The organism is Streptomyces sp. NPDC053560, from assembly GCF_044544605.1.
Classification (GTDB): Bacteria; Actinomycetota; Actinomycetes; order Streptomycetales; family Streptomycetaceae; genus Streptomyces.
Genome location: NZ_JBITXI010000015.1, coordinates 139,861 through 158,248, shown reverse-complemented (window position 1 = coordinate 158,248; position 18,388 = coordinate 139,861). Strand labels below are relative to the sequence as shown.

15 protein-coding genes and 4 pseudogenes are annotated in these 18,388 nt (G+C 68.0%); 9 read left to right on the top strand and 10 right to left on the bottom strand.

The annotated features are described in order from the left end of the window. Positions 1-252, bottom strand: a complete 252-nt coding sequence (locus ACIGQF_RS32080) for a hypothetical protein (RefSeq protein WP_399717595.1) — start codon at positions 250-252, stop codon at positions 1-3. A gap of 468 nt (positions 253-720) precedes the next feature. On the opposite strand from ACIGQF_RS32080, the gene ACIGQF_RS32075 reads away from it, so the two are divergent. From ACIGQF_RS32075 to ACIGQF_RS32060, 4 genes and pseudogenes are all read left to right on the top strand, one after another. Continuing rightward, positions 721-1,278, top strand: a complete 558-nt coding sequence (locus tag ACIGQF_RS32075; RefSeq protein WP_399717593.1) for a DUF3291 domain-containing protein — start codon at positions 721-723, stop codon at positions 1,276-1,278. Between the two features lie 150 nt (positions 1,279-1,428). Next, positions 1,429-1,778: pseudogene (locus ACIGQF_RS32070) on the top strand (short chain dehydrogenase); the annotation flags it as partial. A 255-nt stretch (positions 1,779-2,033) separates the two neighbouring features. Then, on the top strand, positions 2,034-2,513 hold the full coding sequence (locus tag ACIGQF_RS32065; protein ID WP_399717590.1) for a hypothetical protein: 480 nt from the start codon (positions 2,034-2,036) through the stop codon (positions 2,511-2,513). Further along, positions 2,510-5,392 carry a M48 family metallopeptidase gene (locus tag ACIGQF_RS32060; RefSeq protein WP_399717587.1) on the top strand — a complete coding sequence of 961 codons (2,883 nt, stop codon included), beginning with the start codon at positions 2,510-2,512 and terminating at the stop codon, positions 5,390-5,392. The genes ACIGQF_RS32065 and ACIGQF_RS32060 overlap by 4 nt, the downstream gene beginning before the upstream one ends. A gap of 44 nt (positions 5,393-5,436) precedes the next feature. Here the strand turns inward: ACIGQF_RS32060 and ACIGQF_RS32055 are convergent. The 4 genes and pseudogenes from ACIGQF_RS32055 to ACIGQF_RS32040 form a co-directional block, all read right to left on the bottom strand. Further along, a pseudogene (locus tag ACIGQF_RS32055) lies at positions 5,437-5,643 on the bottom strand (nuclear transport factor 2 family protein); the annotation flags it as partial. A 75-nt stretch (positions 5,644-5,718) separates the two neighbouring features. After that, positions 5,719-6,528, bottom strand: a complete 810-nt coding sequence (gene xdhC, locus ACIGQF_RS32050) for a xanthine dehydrogenase accessory protein XdhC (protein WP_399717584.1) — start codon at positions 6,526-6,528, stop codon at positions 5,719-5,721. A 1-nt stretch (position 6,529) separates the two neighbouring features. Beyond that, a complete protein-coding gene (gene xdhB, locus ACIGQF_RS32045) occupies positions 6,530-8,971 on the bottom strand; it encodes a xanthine dehydrogenase molybdopterin binding subunit (protein ID WP_399717581.1) in 2,442 nt (813 codons plus the stop codon). Then, positions 8,968-10,461 (bottom strand): xanthine dehydrogenase small subunit, encoded by a 1,494-nt coding sequence (locus ACIGQF_RS32040; RefSeq protein ID WP_399717578.1) that lies wholly within the window; start codon positions 10,459-10,461, stop codon positions 8,968-8,970. The genes xdhB and ACIGQF_RS32040 overlap by 4 nt, the downstream gene beginning before the upstream one ends. Positions 10,462-11,036: 575 nt before the next feature. Here ACIGQF_RS32040 and ACIGQF_RS32035 point away from each other — a divergent pair. After that, a pseudogene (locus ACIGQF_RS32035) lies at positions 11,037-11,346 on the top strand (transposase); the annotation flags it as partial. Positions 11,347-11,412: 66 nt separating this feature from the next. Here ACIGQF_RS32035 and ACIGQF_RS32030 read toward each other — a convergent pair. Then, positions 11,413-11,715: a hypothetical protein gene (locus ACIGQF_RS32030; RefSeq protein ID WP_399717699.1), complete on the bottom strand. Its 303-nt coding sequence runs from the start codon at positions 11,713-11,715 to the stop codon at positions 11,413-11,415. Positions 11,716-12,369: 654 nt separating this feature from the next. On the opposite strand from ACIGQF_RS32030, the gene ACIGQF_RS32025 reads away from it, so the two are divergent. Continuing rightward, positions 12,370-12,573, top strand: coding sequence for a cold-shock protein (locus tag ACIGQF_RS32025; protein WP_361550724.1), 204 nt, complete (start codon positions 12,370-12,372; stop codon positions 12,571-12,573). 264 nt (positions 12,574-12,837) lie between these two features. Here ACIGQF_RS32025 and ACIGQF_RS32020 read toward each other — a convergent pair whose 3' ends face one another. Then, positions 12,838-13,155, bottom strand: coding sequence for a transposase (locus ACIGQF_RS32020; RefSeq protein ID WP_399717686.1), 318 nt, complete (start codon positions 13,153-13,155; stop codon positions 12,838-12,840). Between the two features lie 67 nt (positions 13,156-13,222). Between ACIGQF_RS32020 and ACIGQF_RS32015 the strand changes: the two genes are divergently transcribed. After that, on the top strand, positions 13,223-13,873 hold the full coding sequence (locus ACIGQF_RS32015) for a LysE family translocator (protein ID WP_399717576.1): 651 nt from the start codon (positions 13,223-13,225) through the stop codon (positions 13,871-13,873). Positions 13,874-13,895: 22 nt separating this feature from the next. Here the strand turns inward: ACIGQF_RS32015 and ACIGQF_RS32010 are convergent. Further along, positions 13,896-14,003: pseudogene (locus ACIGQF_RS32010) on the bottom strand (VOC family protein); the annotation flags it as partial. A 214-nt stretch (positions 14,004-14,217) separates the two neighbouring features. Between ACIGQF_RS32010 and ACIGQF_RS32005 the strand changes: the two are divergent. Together ACIGQF_RS32005 and ACIGQF_RS32000 are read left to right on the top strand one after the other, a co-directional pair. Then, positions 14,218-14,556, top strand: a complete 339-nt coding sequence (locus ACIGQF_RS32005) for a helix-turn-helix domain-containing protein (protein ID WP_399717573.1) — start codon at positions 14,218-14,220, stop codon at positions 14,554-14,556. Between the two features lie 694 nt (positions 14,557-15,250). Further along, positions 15,251-15,997 carry a phosphotransferase family protein gene (locus ACIGQF_RS32000; protein ID WP_399717571.1) on the top strand — a complete coding sequence of 249 codons (747 nt, stop codon included), beginning with the start codon at positions 15,251-15,253 and terminating at the stop codon, positions 15,995-15,997. A gap of 349 nt (positions 15,998-16,346) precedes the next feature. Here the strand turns inward: ACIGQF_RS32000 and ACIGQF_RS31995 are convergent, their stop codons facing one another. Both ACIGQF_RS31995 and ACIGQF_RS31990 read right to left on the bottom strand, forming a co-directional pair. Then, entirely contained in the window at positions 16,347-17,159 is an 813-nt protein-coding gene (locus ACIGQF_RS31995; protein ID WP_399717569.1) for a hypothetical protein, read from the bottom strand. Next, on the bottom strand, positions 17,156-17,737 hold the full coding sequence (locus tag ACIGQF_RS31990; RefSeq protein ID WP_399717566.1) for an RNA polymerase sigma factor: 582 nt from the start codon (positions 17,735-17,737) through the stop codon (positions 17,156-17,158). The genes ACIGQF_RS31995 and ACIGQF_RS31990 overlap by 4 nt, the downstream gene beginning before the upstream one ends. Positions 17,738-18,388 lie beyond the last annotated feature (651 nt).

Genomic DNA, 18,388 nt, shown 5'->3' with positions numbered 1-18,388 from the left:
TCACTCGTATACCGTGGCTGCCTGAAGACTGCGCGCGAAGAAAGTCCAGTCGCCTGCAGGCGGGAGATCTTTGCCGAAGTTGCGGTACAAGCCGTCCGCGCTGTCAATCCACGCGGCCAGAGCCTCAAGAAACCTCTCCAGGTTGCTGTTCTCCCACTCCTGCCCTCGGCTCAAGTACTCCTGGTGCAGGTCGCGAACAAACGCGGCAAGTTCCCCATGGCTGCGGATCTCATCATCTAGATCGAGGCTCATGACCACAACCTAAGTGGCCGGCGCCGTACATCGCTCGGGGTTTGTTCACGCCCTGGCCAGCCGGCGACGCACGGTCGACGCCGACATGAACGGGGTGGCGTTCCGTCGGGCGGCCTCGGCGCCTGCGGTCTTTGAGCCCGGGCAGGCCCGCCTGAGCGAACCGGACAGGCCGGCGGCGCGCGGTGTCCATATGCAGCCCGCCTCCCGGGCGATGCATGCGTGGGAGCGTCCACGCGCGGCGTGCAGCGCCACCTGTGCACGCACCAGCCTGCCTCGCCCGTCACCGCCCAGCCCCCGCAATGACCGGTGCGAGAGGCCACGTGGAGAGGAAAAACGCAATATCGACAGGGGCCGCGGAGGCAGCTACCTTCACCTGGTCTTCGGCGATCGCCCACGGTCGCCCAGGAGCTCCGCCAGGCTGAGCCACCCGCGGGTCCACATCAGGCACCCCCAACCAGGGAGAGACGTATGCCTCATCTTGCGCTGTACACATTCGGCGTTCTGAAGTCACCTCTCGCCGATCCCGCGCCTCTCACGCGCGAGTTCTACGACATTGGTGAGACCGTCTACCGGAAGATCAGTCAGCGCCCCGGGTACCTCGCTCGTGCTGAAGCGGCAGGCGGTGACCGGGGCATGCTCTTCGAGGCTGACTGGGGTGCATGGGGCGAGTTCGCCGTACCGACCTGGTACGGCAAGGGCCGCACGGTGGAAACCACCGCCCTGGCCGCGACCCTCTCACTCTGGACCGACCTGCGCCCCGCCTTCGACGCCATCTACACCGGTCTGCACCGCGAGGCGCTGAACAGGCGTTATGACTGGTTCGAGAGGACAGGGCACCCGAATTACGTGTGCTGGTGGGTCTCCGACGATGTGATACCCACCTGGCAGGACGGAGTTTCCAGGCTGGAGCACCTTCACGACCATGGCTCCGCACCGCATGCCTTCACCTTCCACCACTCGTTCGCTCGGGACGGAGCTGCGACCAGCATCAATGGCATCGGGCCGAAGAGCGACCAGGTTTGCTGATCAGGAAGCCTGAACGACTGGGTTCGCTGTCGAACAACTCGATTGAATGACGGCGAACGCCGAAGCAAGACCATCACCGTGCGCGACGCTTGAAGATGAGGAACAAGCTGACCGGGCGGCTGGTCCCCCCCGCTCCGCGCCTGTCACCGCGCCGACTGGGGTATCACCAGCAACCTGTCCCACCCGGGCGTCGCTCCCTCGAACCTGCACGCGGCCCGCCCAGAGGTGGGGCGTGCCTGGGACACCCTGGGCGTACGCGTCATCCGCGCCCTGTCCGCCCGCGGCATCCTCCTCGGCACGGTACGCACCGCAGCGCTCCCCGCGCTGTACGCGGCCACGTCGCCGCACGCCGAACGCGGAGCGTTCTACGGCCCCAGCGGCCCGGGCCACCTGGGCGGCCCCCCGCGCAGCAGAAGCTCTACAGCCGCCTGCACAGCACGAACGACGCCCAACGGGTCTGGGAACTGTCCGAGGAACTGGCCGGGGTGCGCCGCGCGTGACGGTGGCGGGCGACGCCGTGGGGCCGACCCCCGGTTCAGCCTCCGGACCCTCCTCATCGGCCGCGAGAACCGACGGTCGAAGACCGAAGACCGAAGACCGAAGACCGAGACTGAAGACCGAAGGCCGCTGCCACGCACGGCTGTTGGCGAATGCGTTGTGGGAGTGCATCCTGAGACTTTGGTTGTCAGGCAAGTGGTACGGGGGCGAGGGACGTGACCTCTGGTGGGGTGCGGGCCGGCGATGTGGTCAGGGACGTGGTGGCCGAGGTCGCTGCGGAGGAACTGCCCGTGGTGGACGGGTTGGCGGCGCTGGACGAGGAAGTCGTGGCCCGGCGGATGGGCCGCGGGCGCAGTGAGCAGGATCCGCTCGGGTTCGGGCTGGACGAGGCGGCCGTACTGGTCACGCCCGTGGTGTGGCTCGCGGTGCACGAAGCGGCGCGCCAGCTCGGCGGCCAGGCCGCGATCGGGGCCACGAGGGGCGTGAAGGCGGTCGGCCGGAAGATCTTCCGCAGGCGGGCGGAACCCGCGGTGGTCCCGGCCTTGAGTCGTGAACAACTGTGTGAGGTACACGAGTTGGTACTCAAAGTGGGTGCTGAGCGTGGTCTGAGCGAGCGGCGCGCGGAGACGATCGCCGACGCGGTGGTGGTCAGGCTCACGCTCACCGCACAGGACGGGGAGGACGAGCCCGCCGACAACGCCGCGGATCACACCGCGGACGAGGGGCAGCCGCGATGACCACGCCGGACCCACGGCGCCGGTTCGATGAGCGGGCGATCGGCGCCGGCACTACTCCGCGCTTCGTACTGCTGGTGATCCTGCTGCTGGTGAGCAGCGGCTCGATGATGATTAGTGTCTCGCTCTCCCGCCGCCTCAGCGAGACGGACGCGAACTCGTTCGGCTGCATGCTCGCCGCCGGCGTCGACCCGAACCGGATCGACGACATGGCCAGCAGCATCGGCATGGTCCTGCACGCCGACGCCCTCGAGGCCTGCCAGGCCCGGTACGCCCCGGAGCCGCCGCTGGACCTCGTCGGCATCTTGTGGCCCGTCCTGGTCCTTGTGGCGTCCGCGCTGGTGTTCCGGGCCCTGCCGGCCTGGAAGATGTGGCGCGGCCGGCACGTTCCGCTGGAGGACGTCGACCGTACGGGGGATATCCGCGGTACGTTGCACGAAGTGGCGGCCCAGGCCGGGCTGGCCCGCACGCCGCGGTTCGTCGTCGCGCCCACAGAGCTGTCGGCCGGCGCGGCGGTGTACGGAAGCAACCGGCGTCCGACCGTCTGCCTCCACGCCGGCCTGCTTGCCCGCAGGTCCGGTGAGCCGGAGGGCTTCCGGGCGGTGCTGCTGCACGAGTTCGCCCATGTGCGCAACGGCGACGTCACGTTGACGTACGCCACCGTCGCCCTGTGGCGGGTGTTCCTCGCCCTGGTCCTGCTGCCGTACTTGGTGTGGTGCGTGGCCGCGCTCGCCACGTCGTTTCGGTCGCCCATCCGGCACGCCGAGCAGATGACCGTGTGGCGGGCGCTCATCCTCTGCGTGTTCCTGACCGTGCTGGTGTACCTGGCCCGCGCCGATGTTCTGCGAATGCGCGAGGTGTACGCCGATCTGGCGGCGGTGAGCGGGGGCGCGGACCCGCGCAGCTGGGCGATTATGGTGCCGCCCGGGCCCGAAGGGCGGCTCAGGCGCGGCTGGGCCCGCCTTACCGAGGTGTGGCGGACCCATCCCCGCTGGGACCTGCGGCGGGGCGCGCTGGAGGATCCCGCGATGCTGTTCGGCGTGCAGGCGCTGCCGATGCTCCTGACCGGAATCGCCGCGCCGGTGATCACCAATCAGGCTGGGACTGTACTGGGCGGTGGCGGTGGATGGCGTGAGTATGTGGTGCCGCTGCTGGGGGCCGCCGCGGTCACCGGTGTCGCGGGGATTGCGCTGTGGCGTGCCGTGGCTCATGCCGTACTCACCAAAAGGCGCGTGCTGTCCGGCGTGCGTGCTGGATTGTGGCTGGGTGCGGGAATGGCGGTCGGTGCAGTGGTGACGCAGCAGGTATCGACTACGCGCTGGTTGCCGCCCCATGCTGAAGTTCTTGCCGCGGTCGTGGCCGCGGGTGTGCTTTTCGCCTGGTGGACTGCGGAGTCCTCGCAGCTGTGGCTGAGGGCATGGCCCTGGCGGGTGAGAGGGCCGGCCATGCTGCTGGTCATGGCGGTGGGGTGTCTGCTGCTGACGGCGTGGATGGTCTGGTGGGACACGTTCGGGATCAATCTGGTCGGCGGATGGTTCGACATGGATGCGGCCCGCCGGGAGACGGAGCTGACCTTCCCCGGGCCGGTCGCTGAGCACCAGGGCATGGTGCTTGCGCTTTCCGTGTGGTTCGAAGTGTTCACCGGATTCATCCATCCCCTTGTCCTGGCTGCTGTCTGCGCGCTGTGCGTGGTGCCGCTGCTGGCCTGGACGACCGGGCGGGGCCACCGAGAGGAGCAAGCTTCGGAAGCTTCGGAAGATTCGGGAGAGAATGCGGCGGAAGAGTCCAGGCCGACCCTGCCGCCGCTGCGGCCCGTGCTGTTGGCCGCGATGCTGGGGGGCCTTGCCAGCTGGGGTGGCATCGCTGTCGCCAAGGCATACATGCACACCTGGCAGCCGCCATCGGGGCAGCGCGGCGGTCTGTACTCGGTGAGCCTGAGCGCTTGGATGCTCGTCGTCCTGGTGACCTTCTCGGCGACGACCGGTGCTCTCCTCGCCAACCGGCTGGGTCGCTACCCGCTCTACAGCACCCTGCTGACCGCCGAAATCACCGCGCTGACGGGCCTCTTGGGGGCCCACCTCCTGATGTCGGTCGACGGATGCATCGAGCCGCTCAGCACCCTCGCCTCGCATTGCAATTGGGTGCCGTCTCCCGCATGGACGGTCACCCGACCACTCCTGGCACCTGTGCTCATCACCACCGCACTCGCCGTCACCATCGCCGCTGCGGTCGTACTGGCGTTTCGGCGACTCCGAGCCCGGGACCAGGGACGCTCGATGGCCACCCGGCAGCCGGAGAGCCGGCGAAGGCTCTACATCCGGCGGACTGCCGTGGCCGCCATCTGCGCCGTCGTCATGTCCGCCACGGTGGCGGCTGCGGCCGAGACCGACCGGGAGGGAACATCGGGCGACGGACTGGAGAACCGGAACCGCGCCTATTCGCAGGTACCCCGGGCCGCGGCCAGTACCCCGGTAATCCAACGAGCACAATTGGAGTACTGGCTGAAGTTCGGCGGGGGAGACCTCCTGAACCGCTTCGGTGACGCCCATCATGCTCTCGGTGATGCGTTCACCAAAGGCGCCGACGCGGGAGGAATCGTCGAAGAATCCGCTTTCGAGCCGGTCTGCCGAAAATTCGGCCGGATCGCCAAGGACGCCGGAAAATACTTCCCGATCCCGGACGCCCGGGCCGATGCTCAGTGGCAGAAACACAACGCCCTCATGCAGAAAGGGGCAAAGTCCTGCTCACACAGCTTCGACCACGGCGATGAACGGGAATTCAACAAATCCATGGACGACATCGACGAAGCGGCAGCCTTCAGCGAGAAGATGGGACGCCGGTTCGACGAAATCCGGGCAGCCGCCCCGGACCCGAGCCCGTAGGTGGGGGCGGGGGAGCGGTGAGCATCGTAGCTGCCGACCACCTCGAACCGCAGATCGGGCATGCGTCGCAGCCCCTCCGCCCAGTAGTCGCGCCGCGCCTCTTTGCCGCGGATGATCCCGTCACCGCCGAGCAGCTGCGCGGCCACCGGGGAGTGAAAGGTCACGTCGTCGGTGAAGTGCGTCAGTAGAGCGTCCAGGTCGTGCGCGTTCCACGCCGCCGTCCAGGAGGCAACGAAGCTTTGCGCCTTCACATGACCCCTAGACGTAGTACGCCGTGGCCGGGAGCCTTCGCTCCCGACCACAGGATGACGCTCAGGAGCCCGAGTTCAGGACACCTCGGTTTCGAAAGTGCGCAGCAAGTCGGCAGCCACACTCACCGCGATGGTCGCTGGCTCCTTGCCGGTGATGTCTGCCATCCCGATCGGGGTCTTGATGCGAGCGATGGTTGCTTCGTCGTGGCCGCCCTCGGTGGCGAGGCGCCTGCGGAACCGGCTCCACTTGGCCGCCGACCCGATCAGCCCGATGGAGCCGAGATGCCGCCTGCGCAGAGCCGCGTCGCACAACGCCGCGTCCTCGGCGTGATCGTGGGTCATGATCAGTACGTGGGCGCCGCGCGGCAGCCCCGCCAGCACTTCCTCGGGCAGCAACGGCGTGTGATGCACGTGGACCTGCGCCACCGCGTCCGACAGTGGGGCGAGCCGTTCCTTGGTGAGCATGTCGGAGCGCGTGTCGATCAGGTGGAGGTCGAGATCCTGGCGCGACAGGATGCGCGCCAGTTCCAGTCCGACGTGACCGAGGCCGAAGATGGCCACCGCCTGCACGGTCGGCAGCGGCTCCAGCAGGATCGAAACCGTGCCACCGCAGCACTGCACGCCGTGTCGGTTGACCACCTTGTCATTCAGGGCGAAATCCAGCAGTTCCGGCTCCGGCTTGGACGTGGCGATCATTTCCCGGGCACGGTCGATGGCGACGGCCTCGACATTGCCCCCACCGATCGACCCCCACGTCTCGCTCCGTCCCACGACGAGTTTCGCACCGGCGTCGCGCGGAGCGTGGCCGCGCACGGTCGCCACGGTCACGAGCACGCCGGACTCCCGGCGTGCCCGCAACCGTGCGACCGCAGCGACCCAGGCCATGTCAGGCACCGCTCAACTCTTCCGCAGCGAGTCCCGCTCGGCGGCCGACGGGCCGTCCGCCGGCGGCAACCCCCGTGGCGACCCCCTCCTGAGCGGCGCCGGCCTGGCGAGCAGCCTGACGAGCGCTCTGGATCGCCCAGAACACGGCTTCGGGCGTTGCGGGTGATGCCAACTCGACACCGACCCCGCTCGGCCCGAACGCGGCAGCCGCCTGCCGCAGTGCTTCGCGTACCGAGAACGCCAGCATCAGCGGAGGCTCACCCACGGCCTTGGACCCGTAGACGGCACCCTCTTCGGTGGCGTTCTCCAGGAGCGTGACGTTGAATTCCTCGGGCATCTCCGAGAAGCTCGGCAGCTTGTAGGTGCTCGCGGCCTGGGTGAGCAGCCGGCCACGGTTGGGGCCTTCACCGGTATCCCAGCGCAGGTCCTCAAGGGTCAGCCAGCCCGCACCCTGGACGAAGCCACCCTCGACCTGACCGATGTCGATCATCGGGGACAGGCTGTCGCCGACGTCGTGCACGATGTCCACGCGGCGGATGCGGTATCCGCCGGTGAAGCCGTCCACCTCTACCTCCGTCGCGGCAGCGCCATGAGCGAAGTACTTGAACGGCGAGCCGTGGAAGGCCTTGGCGTCCCAGTGCAGTCCCTCGGTCCGGTAGAAACCGGCCGCCGACAGCTGAACGCGCTGGAAGTACGCGGTACGCACCAGGTCGTCCCAGACCAGCTCCGTGTCGTGGCCCAGGGCTCGCGCGACGCCCTCGACGATGCGTACGTCCGAGGCGTTCGCGCCCAGTTGAGTGGCTGCCACCTGCAGCAGCCGCTCGCGCAACTGCTCACAGGCGTTCTTCACCGCGCCACCGTTGAGGTCGGCACCGGCACTCGCGGCGGTGGCCGAGGTGTTGGGCACCTTGTCGGTACGTGTCGGAGCGAGGCGGACCTTGTGCAGTGGGATGCCCAGTGTGGTCGCGGCCACCTGCAACATCTTGGTGTGCAGGCCCTGGCCCATCTCGGTGCCGCCATGGTTGATCAGGACGGAACCGTCCTTGTAGATCAGCACCAGTGCGCCGCCCTGGTTGAAGGCGGTGAGGTTGAACGAGATGCCGAACTTGATGCCGGTGAGCGCAAGGGCCCGCTTGGTGTGCGGGTGGGCGGCATTGAAGGCGGCGATCTCGCGCTTGCGATCGGCGATGCCGGCCTCGTTCTGCACCTGGTGCCAGACAGTGGAGATGCGTTCGGGCTGCGTGACCGGCTGTCCGTACGGCGTCGTCTGGCCCTGGCCGGGCTGGTAGAAGTTGCGTTCCCGCAGCTCCATGGGGTCCAGGCCGAGCTGCGGTGCGACACGGCCCAGGATGTCCTCGATCACCAGCATGCCCTGCGGGCCGCCGAAGCCGCGGAATGCGGTGTTGGAGACCGTGTTGGTCTTGGCGATACGGCCGGCGACGCGTGCGTTGGGGATCCAGTAGGTGTTGTCGATGTGGCACAACGCGCGGGCCAGCACCGGCTCGGACAGGTCCAGGCTCCAGCCGCCGTCAGCGGTCAGAGTGGCGTCCAGAGCCTGGATGCGGCCGTCCGCGTCGAAGCCGATCTTCCACGTGGAGTGGAAACCGTGGCGCTTGCCCGACATGGTCAGGTCCTGGGTCCGGTTGAGCCGGAACCGGACCGGACGGCCGGTCAGCTTGGCGCCGAGCGCGGCGATGGCAGCGAACCCGTGCGGCTGCATCTCCTTGCCGCCGAAGCCACCGCCCATCCGCAGACACTGCACCGTCACCTCGTGGCTGGCCAAGCCGAGCACGTGCGCGACGATCTCCTGAGTCTCCGACGGGTGCTGGGTGCTGCTCTGGATGAACACCTGCCCGTTCTCGTCGATCTGGGCCAGCGCGGCGTGCGTCTCGAGGTAGAAGTGCTCCTGCCCGGAGAACTGGAACTCGCCGGTGAACACGTGGGCGGATTCGGCGAAGCCCGCGTCGACGTCGCCGTGCACCATCAAGGGCTTGGCACCGTGATAGCTGCCCGCCGCGATCGCTTCCTGCAGCGTTACCAGGGAGGGGAGTTCGTCGAGTTCCACCTCGACGGCCGCCGCTCCCAGCCGAGCCGCCTCCAGGGTCTCGCCGAGCACCCAGGCGACGGCATGGCCGTGGAACATGACCTCATCGGGGAAGAGCGGTTCGTCGTGCTTCATGCCGGCGTCGTTGACACCGGGCACGTCGGCTCCCGTGAGTACGCGCACCACGCCGGGCACGGCGAGCGCCGGCTCGGTGCGCAGCGCGGTGATCCTGCCGCGGGCCTTCATGACCTGCACCGGGTAGGCGTGCAGCACGTCCTTGGTCCGCTGGACCAGGTCGTCGGTGTAGAGCGCGGTGCCGGTGACGTGCAGGTTGGCGCTCTCGTGCGGCATGGGGACGCCGACGACGGGCTTCTCGGGACGCTGGGACAGTTGACTCATGACGACACCGCCTCGGTGGTCTGCGTGTACAGCTTGAGCAGGCTCTGGCCGAGCATCGCGGAGCGGTAGCCGGCACTGGCGCGATGGTCATTCATCGGAGTGCCCTCTGCCTGAAGCACACTGGCTGCACCCGCCACAGTCTCCTCCGTCCACGGCTTGCCCTCCAGGGCCGCCTCGGTGGTGAGGGCGCGAATCGGGGTGGCGGCCACGCCGCCCAGGCCGATGCACGCCTTGCGGACGACCCCGTCCTCGATGTCCAGCGCGAAGGCGACCGCCACGCTGGAGATGTCGTCAAAACGCCGCTTGGCGATCTTGTGGAAGGCCACGACGGGGGACAGCGGCAGCGGGATGCGCACCGCGCGGATCAGCTCATCCCGACGGCGCACACTCTGCCGGTAACCGGTGAAGTAGTCCGCGAGCGGGACCACGCGCTCGCCGTCGGCGTCGGCAAGCACCAGCGACGCCTCCAGTGCGAGCAGCGCCGGCGGGCTGTCGCCGATGGGGGACCCCGTACCCAGATTGCCGCCGAGAGTCGCACCGTTGCGGATCAGCCGGGACGCGAACTGCGGGAACAGCTCCGCCAGCAGCGGGACATCCCCGTCCAGACGACGTTCGATCTCGGTGAGAGTGAGCGCCGCGCCGATCTCGATGTGATCCGGTTCGACGCGCAACTCGCGCATTTCGGCAAGCCGGTCGACGGCGATCACACAATCCGCTCTGCGGGAACGGATGTTGACCTCTACACCCCAGTCGGTGGAGCCGGCGACCACGATGGCGTCGGGCCGCTCACGCAGTACGTTCAGTGTCTCGGCGAGCGTGTCCCGACGCAGGAAAGCCCTGCCGTCCTGGGCGTACTCAGTGGCGACCGGTACGGGCGGGGACTGCTCACGACGCTGTGCCAGCGGGTCTTCGTCGGTGGGCAGGCCGACCGCGTACGCGGCATCGCGGATCGGCCGGTAGCCGGTGCAGCGGCAAAGGTTTCCGCTCAGCGAGTGCAGATCAAAGCCGTTCGGCCCATGCTCGGCGTCGACGCTGTCGGCCGATTCCGTTTCCGGTCCCTGCTCCTGCTCCTGCTTGGCGTGCGCGCAGCGGCCCGGCCGGTAGTACTCGGCTGCCATGCTGCAGATGAACCCTGGCGTGCAGTAGCCGCACTGGGAGCCGCCGCGGACGGCCATCTCCTGCTGTACGGGGTGCAGAGTAGGCGGCGTACCGGGCTCGCCCGCCGTGGCCAGACCTTCAGAGGTGATGACCTCCTGCCCATTCAGCGCCGCGACAGGGAGCAGGCAGGCGTTGACCGCCACCCAGTCGGTGGGCTTGTCCACCCCGGGACGCGCCACCAGCACCGAACAGGCGCCGCACTCACCCTCGGCGCAGCCCTCCTTGGTCCCTGTGAGGCCACGCTCACGCAGGAAATCCAACACCGTGGTGTGAGGGGCGGCAGGTGAAATCGGTGTTTCTTCTCCGTTGACCGTGATCTGCGCCTCTACCATGCCAGGCCTTCCCTTCGGCACGCGATCGGTCGCTTCATTATGTTCGCCAATTCAAGGCAGCTTTCTGTGTCGGGCCCGCCACGCGAGAGAAGCGGAGGCTAGACGCACGCAACGGCAGTGTCGGCATGCGGAAAGGAGGAGGACGGGTACCCGGAGAAGAGGTGGCGGGACACCCGGAAAGTGCCGTCAGAAGGCACGTGAAGGCGGCGTATTCAGCAGCCGTGCGCGATGCGGCCCGGAACCCAGACCGTGCACTGGGCGAGGCGACCCAGGTCAGAGCTGGTGTACATCTGCCGGTCGCCCCCTTCCAGTGATCATGACGCAGTTCCTACGGAAAGCTAGCCGCAGAGAGTACACGCGTCAAGAGGTTGCAATTCGCCATCTCGACCTGGAGTCGACTGCGGCATCCTGCGTCGTACGCAGCGCCGCGGCAGAGAGACACCGACGGCTGCCGGGCAGCCAGGACGCCGTCCTGCCGGCCAGCACGCACGTCGTCATCACGGCTGCCTACACCCTGCGGACGCCCAACCGGGGGGAGCGGCCGCTCTCCGGCAGCACCCAGAACCCGGCGGACAGGTGACTTGGACTGGTCGCGCTGCGCGATCGACTCGATCAGTGTCCGGGCGGTCAAAGAGGACCCTCGACGGGATCGCCGGGGGACCGAATCCGACCGATCGCGGCAAGCTGGGCTCGGAAATCCACGTCATCTGCGACCGTAACGGGCTGCCGATCTCGGTGGGCATCTCCGGCGCCAACCTGCACGACAGCCAGGCCCCGCTGCCGTTGACGCGCGGCATCCCGCCGATTCGCTCTCGCTGCGGCCCCCACCGCCGCCGCCCGGCCTCGCGCCCCGCGCTGGATGGTGATACCGGTCTGCGTTACCGCGGCCGGCCTCCTCCTCATCGGCACCGTCGCGCACATCGCCGACCTTCTTCGCCACGGCCTGTCGCCCTACGACTGGGCGCCGGCATGGCTCAACCCAAAACTGGCGGGTGTATAGACAGCGCCATGGTCCGAAAAGGGAATCACGGATTCTGTGATTGGCGTGCGCGTGCCTTTTCCTGAGATCAGTACGGTTGCTGACTCGCCTCGACCGAGGTACTCAAGGAAGCCGTGCGCGAACTGCTCCGCGGCCTGCTGGCCGGCCGCAGGTGCGGTGTTGCTGAAGGACCAGCCGAGTTTCGGTCCGTTGATTTTCTGATGGCGCAGCGGGTCACGTTTCGGAACCTGCATGTCCTGAATGAATTCATCCACGATGACCTTTCCATCGTGTCGACGTATTGAGGCAGGGCTGTCGAGCCGGGTGGGGCATGCTGATCCGTCACGGCACACTCCGGCTTCGGTTGATCCGATATCACACCCGCAGGCAGTCAGTAGTCTTGTGGGCCTTTCGGATCTGCCGCGCGCCATAGCGGGAGCGGATAGTGAGGCGCGATATCGAGGAAGGCGGAGGTGGCCGGGGTCCCGCTGATGCCGATGCCGCACTGGCCTCGCCGGACTGACCTCGCCGGGCAAACGTCGTATCTGTTCGCTGTTCGAACAGATGACTCGCCGCCTCACTCACCACTGTGCCCTACTGCTCAGGTGGCCCAGCAACGCCGAACCTCGCTCGGCTCGGCGAGGACGCTGTCGACGTCCCCTCCTCCTGTTCGATTCCGCACCGGCGTATTCCGCGCACGACACACGTGGCCGAGGTGCCGGGCGTGGCGCGCGGGTGGGTAGCTGTGGTTGTTGTTGGCTGAAGATCGTTGCTCTCTGGTCGTGGGCGGTTTCGGCGTGTAGCGTCGGCGTCAGCTGTCGTGGTCCTGCCCGTGCTCCGGCGCGGGCGTCTTGGTGTGTGGTGCCGGACCAGGGCGATCACCTCCGGGCCGCGCGGTGCGGACCCGACAACGATGGAAAGGCACGAGCATGGCAAGCGGAACCGTGAAGTGGTTCAACTCTGAAAAGGGCTTCGGCTTCATCGCGCAGGACGGCGGGGGTCCGGACGTCTTTGCGCACTACTCCAACATCAACGCCACCGGCTTCCGCGAGCTGCAGGAGGGCCAGGCCGTGACCTTCGAGGTCACCCAGGGCCAGAAGGGCCCCCAGGCGGAGAACATCACCCTCGCCTGAGCGAGCCTGACGGTGACCGGTCTACGAGGCTCTGGCGGAGTCTCGTGGACCGGTTTCTCAATTTCTGTACTGTCTCGGTACGGGCCGGTGTGCGGTCGACCGGGCCCGGCCTCGCTGTGGGCCGCCGATACGGGCCTGGGCGTGCAGGCCGTCGAGCATCGCCCCCGCGACCAGCCCACTATCCCGGCACGGTGCAGTTCGGTCAGCAGTACCTGGTACGACCGAGCACCACAGCCCGGCCTCGTGCCAGTCCCGCAGCCGGCGTCAGCAGGTCGTGCCCGAGCCGAAGCAGAGTTCTTGCGGCAGCCGCTCCCACCGGATCCCCACGTGCAGCGTGAACAAAATCCCCTCCAGGCATCCGTAGTCATCGAGTGGCGGTCGGCTGAGCTTGCGTAGTCGTTGCTGCCGCACTGGCGGCCATTGCTCCACCTGGTCCCATCGGTCGTCCGGCACAAGCCACGACGGCCCCTTCCCCGCCCCCGTGGCCACGTCTTCCCCTGCGCCAGGGGCAACTGATGCCGCGACTGCGGCTTCTTGCTGACAGTTGGCGTGGCGAGGTGACAGCTGTCCCCGGCTCGGCATGTTGCGCCACACGTGGCTGTGGGCTGCTAGGTTGCCTCTGGGCGAACGTGTGTACGGAGGTAGTGCTGTGATCGGGCTGGGCGCAATAGCGGGGATCGCGTTGGTGGAGCTCGGCATGGTGCTGACGCCGGGGCCGAACATGATCTACCTGGTCTCCCGTTCGATCAGCCAGGGCCGCCGGGCAGGGCTGATCTCGTTGGCCGGGGTCGCCCTCGGCTTCCTGGCCTATCTCTTCGCAGTGTCCGCCGGTATCGCCACGGTCTTCGCGCTGGTGCCGGAGATCTATTTGGCGATCAAGCTGGCAGGAGCGGGTTACCTGCTCTGGCTGGCCTGGAAGGCCGTCCGGCCGGGCGGCCGATCCGCTGTCGCGACGCAGGATTTGGAGCAGGACCGGCCCCGCAAGCTCTTCCTGATGGGCTTCCTCACCTGTCTGCTCAATCCCAAGGTGGCTATCCTCTACATCTCGCTGCTGCCGCAGTTCGTCGACCCGGAGCGCGGACACGTCGGCCTGCAGGGGCTGCTGTTGGGGCTGACTCAGATCGCGGTGGGGGTCGCGGGCAACGCGTTCTTCATCGTGACAGCCGGCTCCGTCGCCGGGTTCTTCGCCCGGCACCCTCTCTGGCAGCGCCTGCACCGCTATGCCATGGGCACCGCGCTGGCGGGCTTCGCCGTCAAGATTGCCACCGAACGGCCGGGCGCGGCTGTCGCCCTGCGCTGACAGCTGGGCGCTGAGAGCGACGCGGGAACAGTCGTGCGCACTCGGCCTCCAGCGCGGCGAGGCGCTCTTTCTCCACGGACCCGGTGCCGCCCCGCACGTCAAGATGCCCCCGGTTCTTGGCGACCTCCCCTCAAGCTGCTCGGACACCGCATATCGGCACAGGAAGGGGTTCGGCGGCCTGCTGGCGCAGTTCCTCACCAGCATTACCTCGGTCACCGGCTCCTTTCAGCCCTCCGACAACCCCGGTTGGGGAACATCGTGCTCGACCTGGTCTCCGGGCTCCTGGCCCACGAGCTCCAGGCCGAGGCTGCCTCACCCCTGAGACTCCCCGGCGGACACTGACCATGCGCATCCACTCCTTCATCCAGCAGCGCCCGGCCGACCCCCAGCTCACCCCGCGCGAGATCGCGGCCGCGCACCACATCTCCCTCAGTCACCTGCATCGCCTCTTCAAGGAGCAGGACCTGACCGTCGCTGCCTGGATCCGTCACCAGCGGCTGGAACGCGCCCGCCGCGACCTCGCCGATCCCACGCTGCGCCACCACACCATCCATCAGATCGCCACCCGCTGGGGCTTCGTCCGCGCTGCCGACTTCACCCGCGTCTTCCGCACTCGCTACGGCATGCCACCCAGGGAATACCGGCACAGAGCGCTCGGCGTGCAGGCTGAGACGCATTGCTAAGGCGTTGGCATTGCCTGCTAGCGATCTCTCAGCAGCAACGGGGCAGTCTGGTGCCTGCCGGCCCAAGAGGCAGGCACTGGCCAGGCGATCCGCCGCGCCACCTTCGGAGGCTTCGATGCCTTGGTGGCGTTCCGGCTGTGGGACGTCGATGACATATGGCGAACCCGCAAGCCGGGCGGACGGCTCCGACCAAGGACGGAGTGGAAGCCGGATTGTTCAGGGCAGCTCAGAGGGCCTGCCAAACAACTCCGCAGCGCCTGGACCGGGTGATGGCCGGGCTGCGGTACGCACGACGGGGAGGTGGTGATGCCGGATGTGGCGGCGGAGGGCGTCGCCGTTGGCGGCGTACGAAAGGATCACGGCCGCAGCCGATGACGTTGGCTGATCGGGTTGCCGTACCGAGCGAGCGGGGCTGATGGGCACAGTCGCTTACTACCTTCAGGTGTGAGCGACAATTTGATTATGTTCGCAAACGTGAATTCCCACGTGTAATTCCCTGCATGAGCGATAATCGCGCAGAGATCCGGGATCTCAATAGTCGCTACGCGATCGCTTTCGCCTCCCGACAACTTTGGTGGCCTTGACCTGGCCAGCGGTGTCCTGCAGGAGACCGCCGGGCGGCGGGACGCAGTCAGCCACGCAGCCGACGCAATATTCCCAGTGACGTGGACAGTTATCCGCGATCCTGGTCGCCATGGATGAGGTCAAGGTCGTGGTCGCCCATTCCGAGCGCGCTACCTTGCGCGTCGGCGATGTGTTCCTGAAGGTGGACGCCGATCAGGCGCGCATGGACGTCGAGGTCGAGGCGATGGCTCTGGCGCCGGTCCCGACGCCGAAGATCCTTTGGCGCAAGCCGCCCGTGCTCGCGATTGCTGCGGTCCCCGGGGCGGCGATCGCCCGCCTCGGCGAGCCGTCGACCACGTCATCGGCGGAATGGGCCGCGGCGGGCGCCGTCATCCGGAAACTGCACGACGCGCCCTTGCCACCCCGGCCCGGCCGGGCCGGCCGGGGCCTGGACGAGTTGACGGCGGAGCTCGACGGCGAGTGCGAGTGGCTTGTGACGAACGGTGTCCTGCCCGCCGGCCTGGTCACCCGCAACCGGCAGGTCGCCGAGGCCGCACTCCGGCCGTGGACTCCGGTGTTCACGCACGGCGACCTGCAGGTGTCTCACGTGTTCGTCGCGGACAACGAGGTCACGGGCATCATCGACTGGTCCGAGGCGGGCCAGGGAGATGCCCTGTACGACCTCGCCACCTTGATGCTCGGACACGAGGAGCACCTCGGCGACGTCATCGCCGGCTATGGCGCCGACGTCGACCTCGACGTGATCCGCGCGTGGTGGTCGTTGCGAAGCCTGCTGGGGGTTCGCTGGCTGGTGGATCATGGCTTCGACCCGTTCGCGCCGGGCTGTGAGGTCGACGTGCTGAGGTCCCAGATGTGAGGCCGTGCGGGCCCGACTCTGACGGTGCAGCTGAGGACGACGACGCGTGGTGGCTGTCGTCGCGGATCTCCAACGGGTACGCAGGTACGGCGAACCAGCGAAGGAAGCCGGTGACGGCGACCACCGCCGCGCCGGCTGTTATCGCCCCCACGAGGTCTCCTGCGTCCAAGGCTGTGGGGCGGCTGTGCTTTGGTGCCCGTAGGCCCCGTAGGCCGCGGCGCAGCCGAGGAGGAAGACCAGGCCCGCGACGGGGTCGATGTGCAGGGTCACTTCTCTTGAGCCTCCTTTGCAGCGGGGCCCGCCGGATCGCGGGCCCCGCTGTTGAAGCACCGGTGGAGCGGTGGCCGGGTCAGGGTGCGGTGGTGCAGACCTCGAGCTCGGCGGCGAGCTCCGGATCGATCTTCGGGATGTCGTCGAAGTCGCCGTCAGGGTCGCCCTCGGCCTTCAGCCGGTGCACGGCGTTGGTGAGGGAGGTGGTGAACACCCACCAGCGAGCTTCGTACGCCCGGTGCGACGCCGTGGAGCGTTTGACTTCCACCACCACCTCGACATCGAGCTCGCCCCCAGGGAGCAGGCAGACCGGCGTTGGTTTCAGCAGCGCCGGCCGCTCACTCAGCAGGGGGTCGACCTCCTGGCCGTACATTTGCACGGCCTGGCGGTGCCAGTGCAGGGCGTCGGACTGCTCGGCGAGTTGCACATGATGCAGGTAGAGGCAGTGGGCGGCGGTCGCAGAGCCGGCACCGGCGGCGAACTGCCACCAGAACTGCGCCGCCTCCTGGCGGTCGGCGAGGTAGAGCAGACAGGCGAACGCCAGCGCGCCGGCCGGCTCGATCCGGTGTCTGTCATCGACCAGCAGCGCCATGGCAGCGATGGCTGCCGGATTGCGGATCACCCGGGACGAGAGCGCGCCCAGCTGGGCGGTTGCCCGGGCGTGCAGGGGAGTGACGGGGCCGGGGGGCTCTTCGCGCAGCTCGCGGCAGTGGTTGAAGTGGCGGGCGTTGCGGGCTCGCTGTTCCAGCGCGGTGGCCTTGCGCCATACCACCTTCTGCGCGATGCGGTTCAAGGCTGCCTGTGCGTCGTAGTCGGTGTAGGCGTCGGCCAGGACCTCTGCGCCGGCCAGTTCCTGGTCGATGCGGGCAGGCCTGCGGTTGTTCCGGCTCATGCCTGTTCCTCCTCTTGTGGTTCTTCCCAGGCGATGCGCAGTTCGCGGGCGAGGCGGCGGCGTGCGCCGGAGATGTGGGATCGGACCGTGGCGTAGGTGACGCCCATGATGTGGGCGACCTGTTTGGGGTCGTAGCCGAGCACGAAGCGCAGGACGATCACGTCGTACTGCCGTTCCGGCAGCCGGGCGATTGCCGCGTACAGGCCCAGCTGGGACTCGAGGATGTTCAGCTGTGCCCGGCCGGCCTTCCGAGCGGCGGCGAACGCGGCGCTGGCAACGAAGGGCTGCCGCTTGTGCTGGGGCATCCGTTGCGCGATCGCCTCTTTGAGCGCGGCCATGGCGTAGGCCGGCACGTTGGGCTGGCGCAGGACCTCGCTCCAGTCGGAGGCGAGCTCGGCGAAGACGTCCTCGACCACCGTCTCGGCTTCGCGCTCATCATCCAGCTGGAGGCAGGCGTAGCGCAGGTAGGCGCGATGGTGCTGCATGAAGAAGGCCGTGAAGTCCAGCGGGAGGACCGCGGAGAAGTGGGCCTCGGCCACGGATGCGGCGCTCCAGGGGTTGGGGTGGCGGGAGGTCACAGTGCGCCCTCCCGATGGTCGGCGCGGCGGGTGCCGCCCGGCTGGGCTGCAATGCGGCTCGCTCCGGCCCGCACGCCCACCCCCTGGGAGGCCATCCCCTGGCCTACGGCGCGTGCATCGGCGGCGACCTGTCGTGGTGTCCCCGCAGCCCACGTCGGAATGTGAGCAGCCATGTCGGAATGCACTGACTGTTGTCCTCTCAACGGCTGAGGAGTGCTCGCCCCCCGCGTCGGCACTCAAGGGCGCCTTTGCCCTTGAGGCCAGCCAATCGAAAAAGACCCTCGAATGTGTAAGCGGATCTGGAGAAACATGCGAAACAGGCAAATCCGTTCTCCCGCGCGCGTCCCCTGGTATCGGCGCCCACTTCGCGGGCGGGCTCAGCGATCAGCTCCTGCACACCGAGCCCGTTAAGCCGCTGCCCGGAATGACCCAGCAGCCGGGCCAGGCAGCTGGTGCTGGGGATCGGGCCGGTGCGGCGGGTGGTGGGGTAGCGCGTGGCGGGCGTCCGAAGGCAGCGGCTGCCTGCGGCGCGGAAAAGCCTTCAGCGATTCCGCCGGCTCGCTGCCGACTACTTGCGATACGCGTGAGGGATGTGGGTGGTGTCGACTTCGTGCAGACCAGCGGGAGTGTTGTTGGCCAGTGGACTTGGCC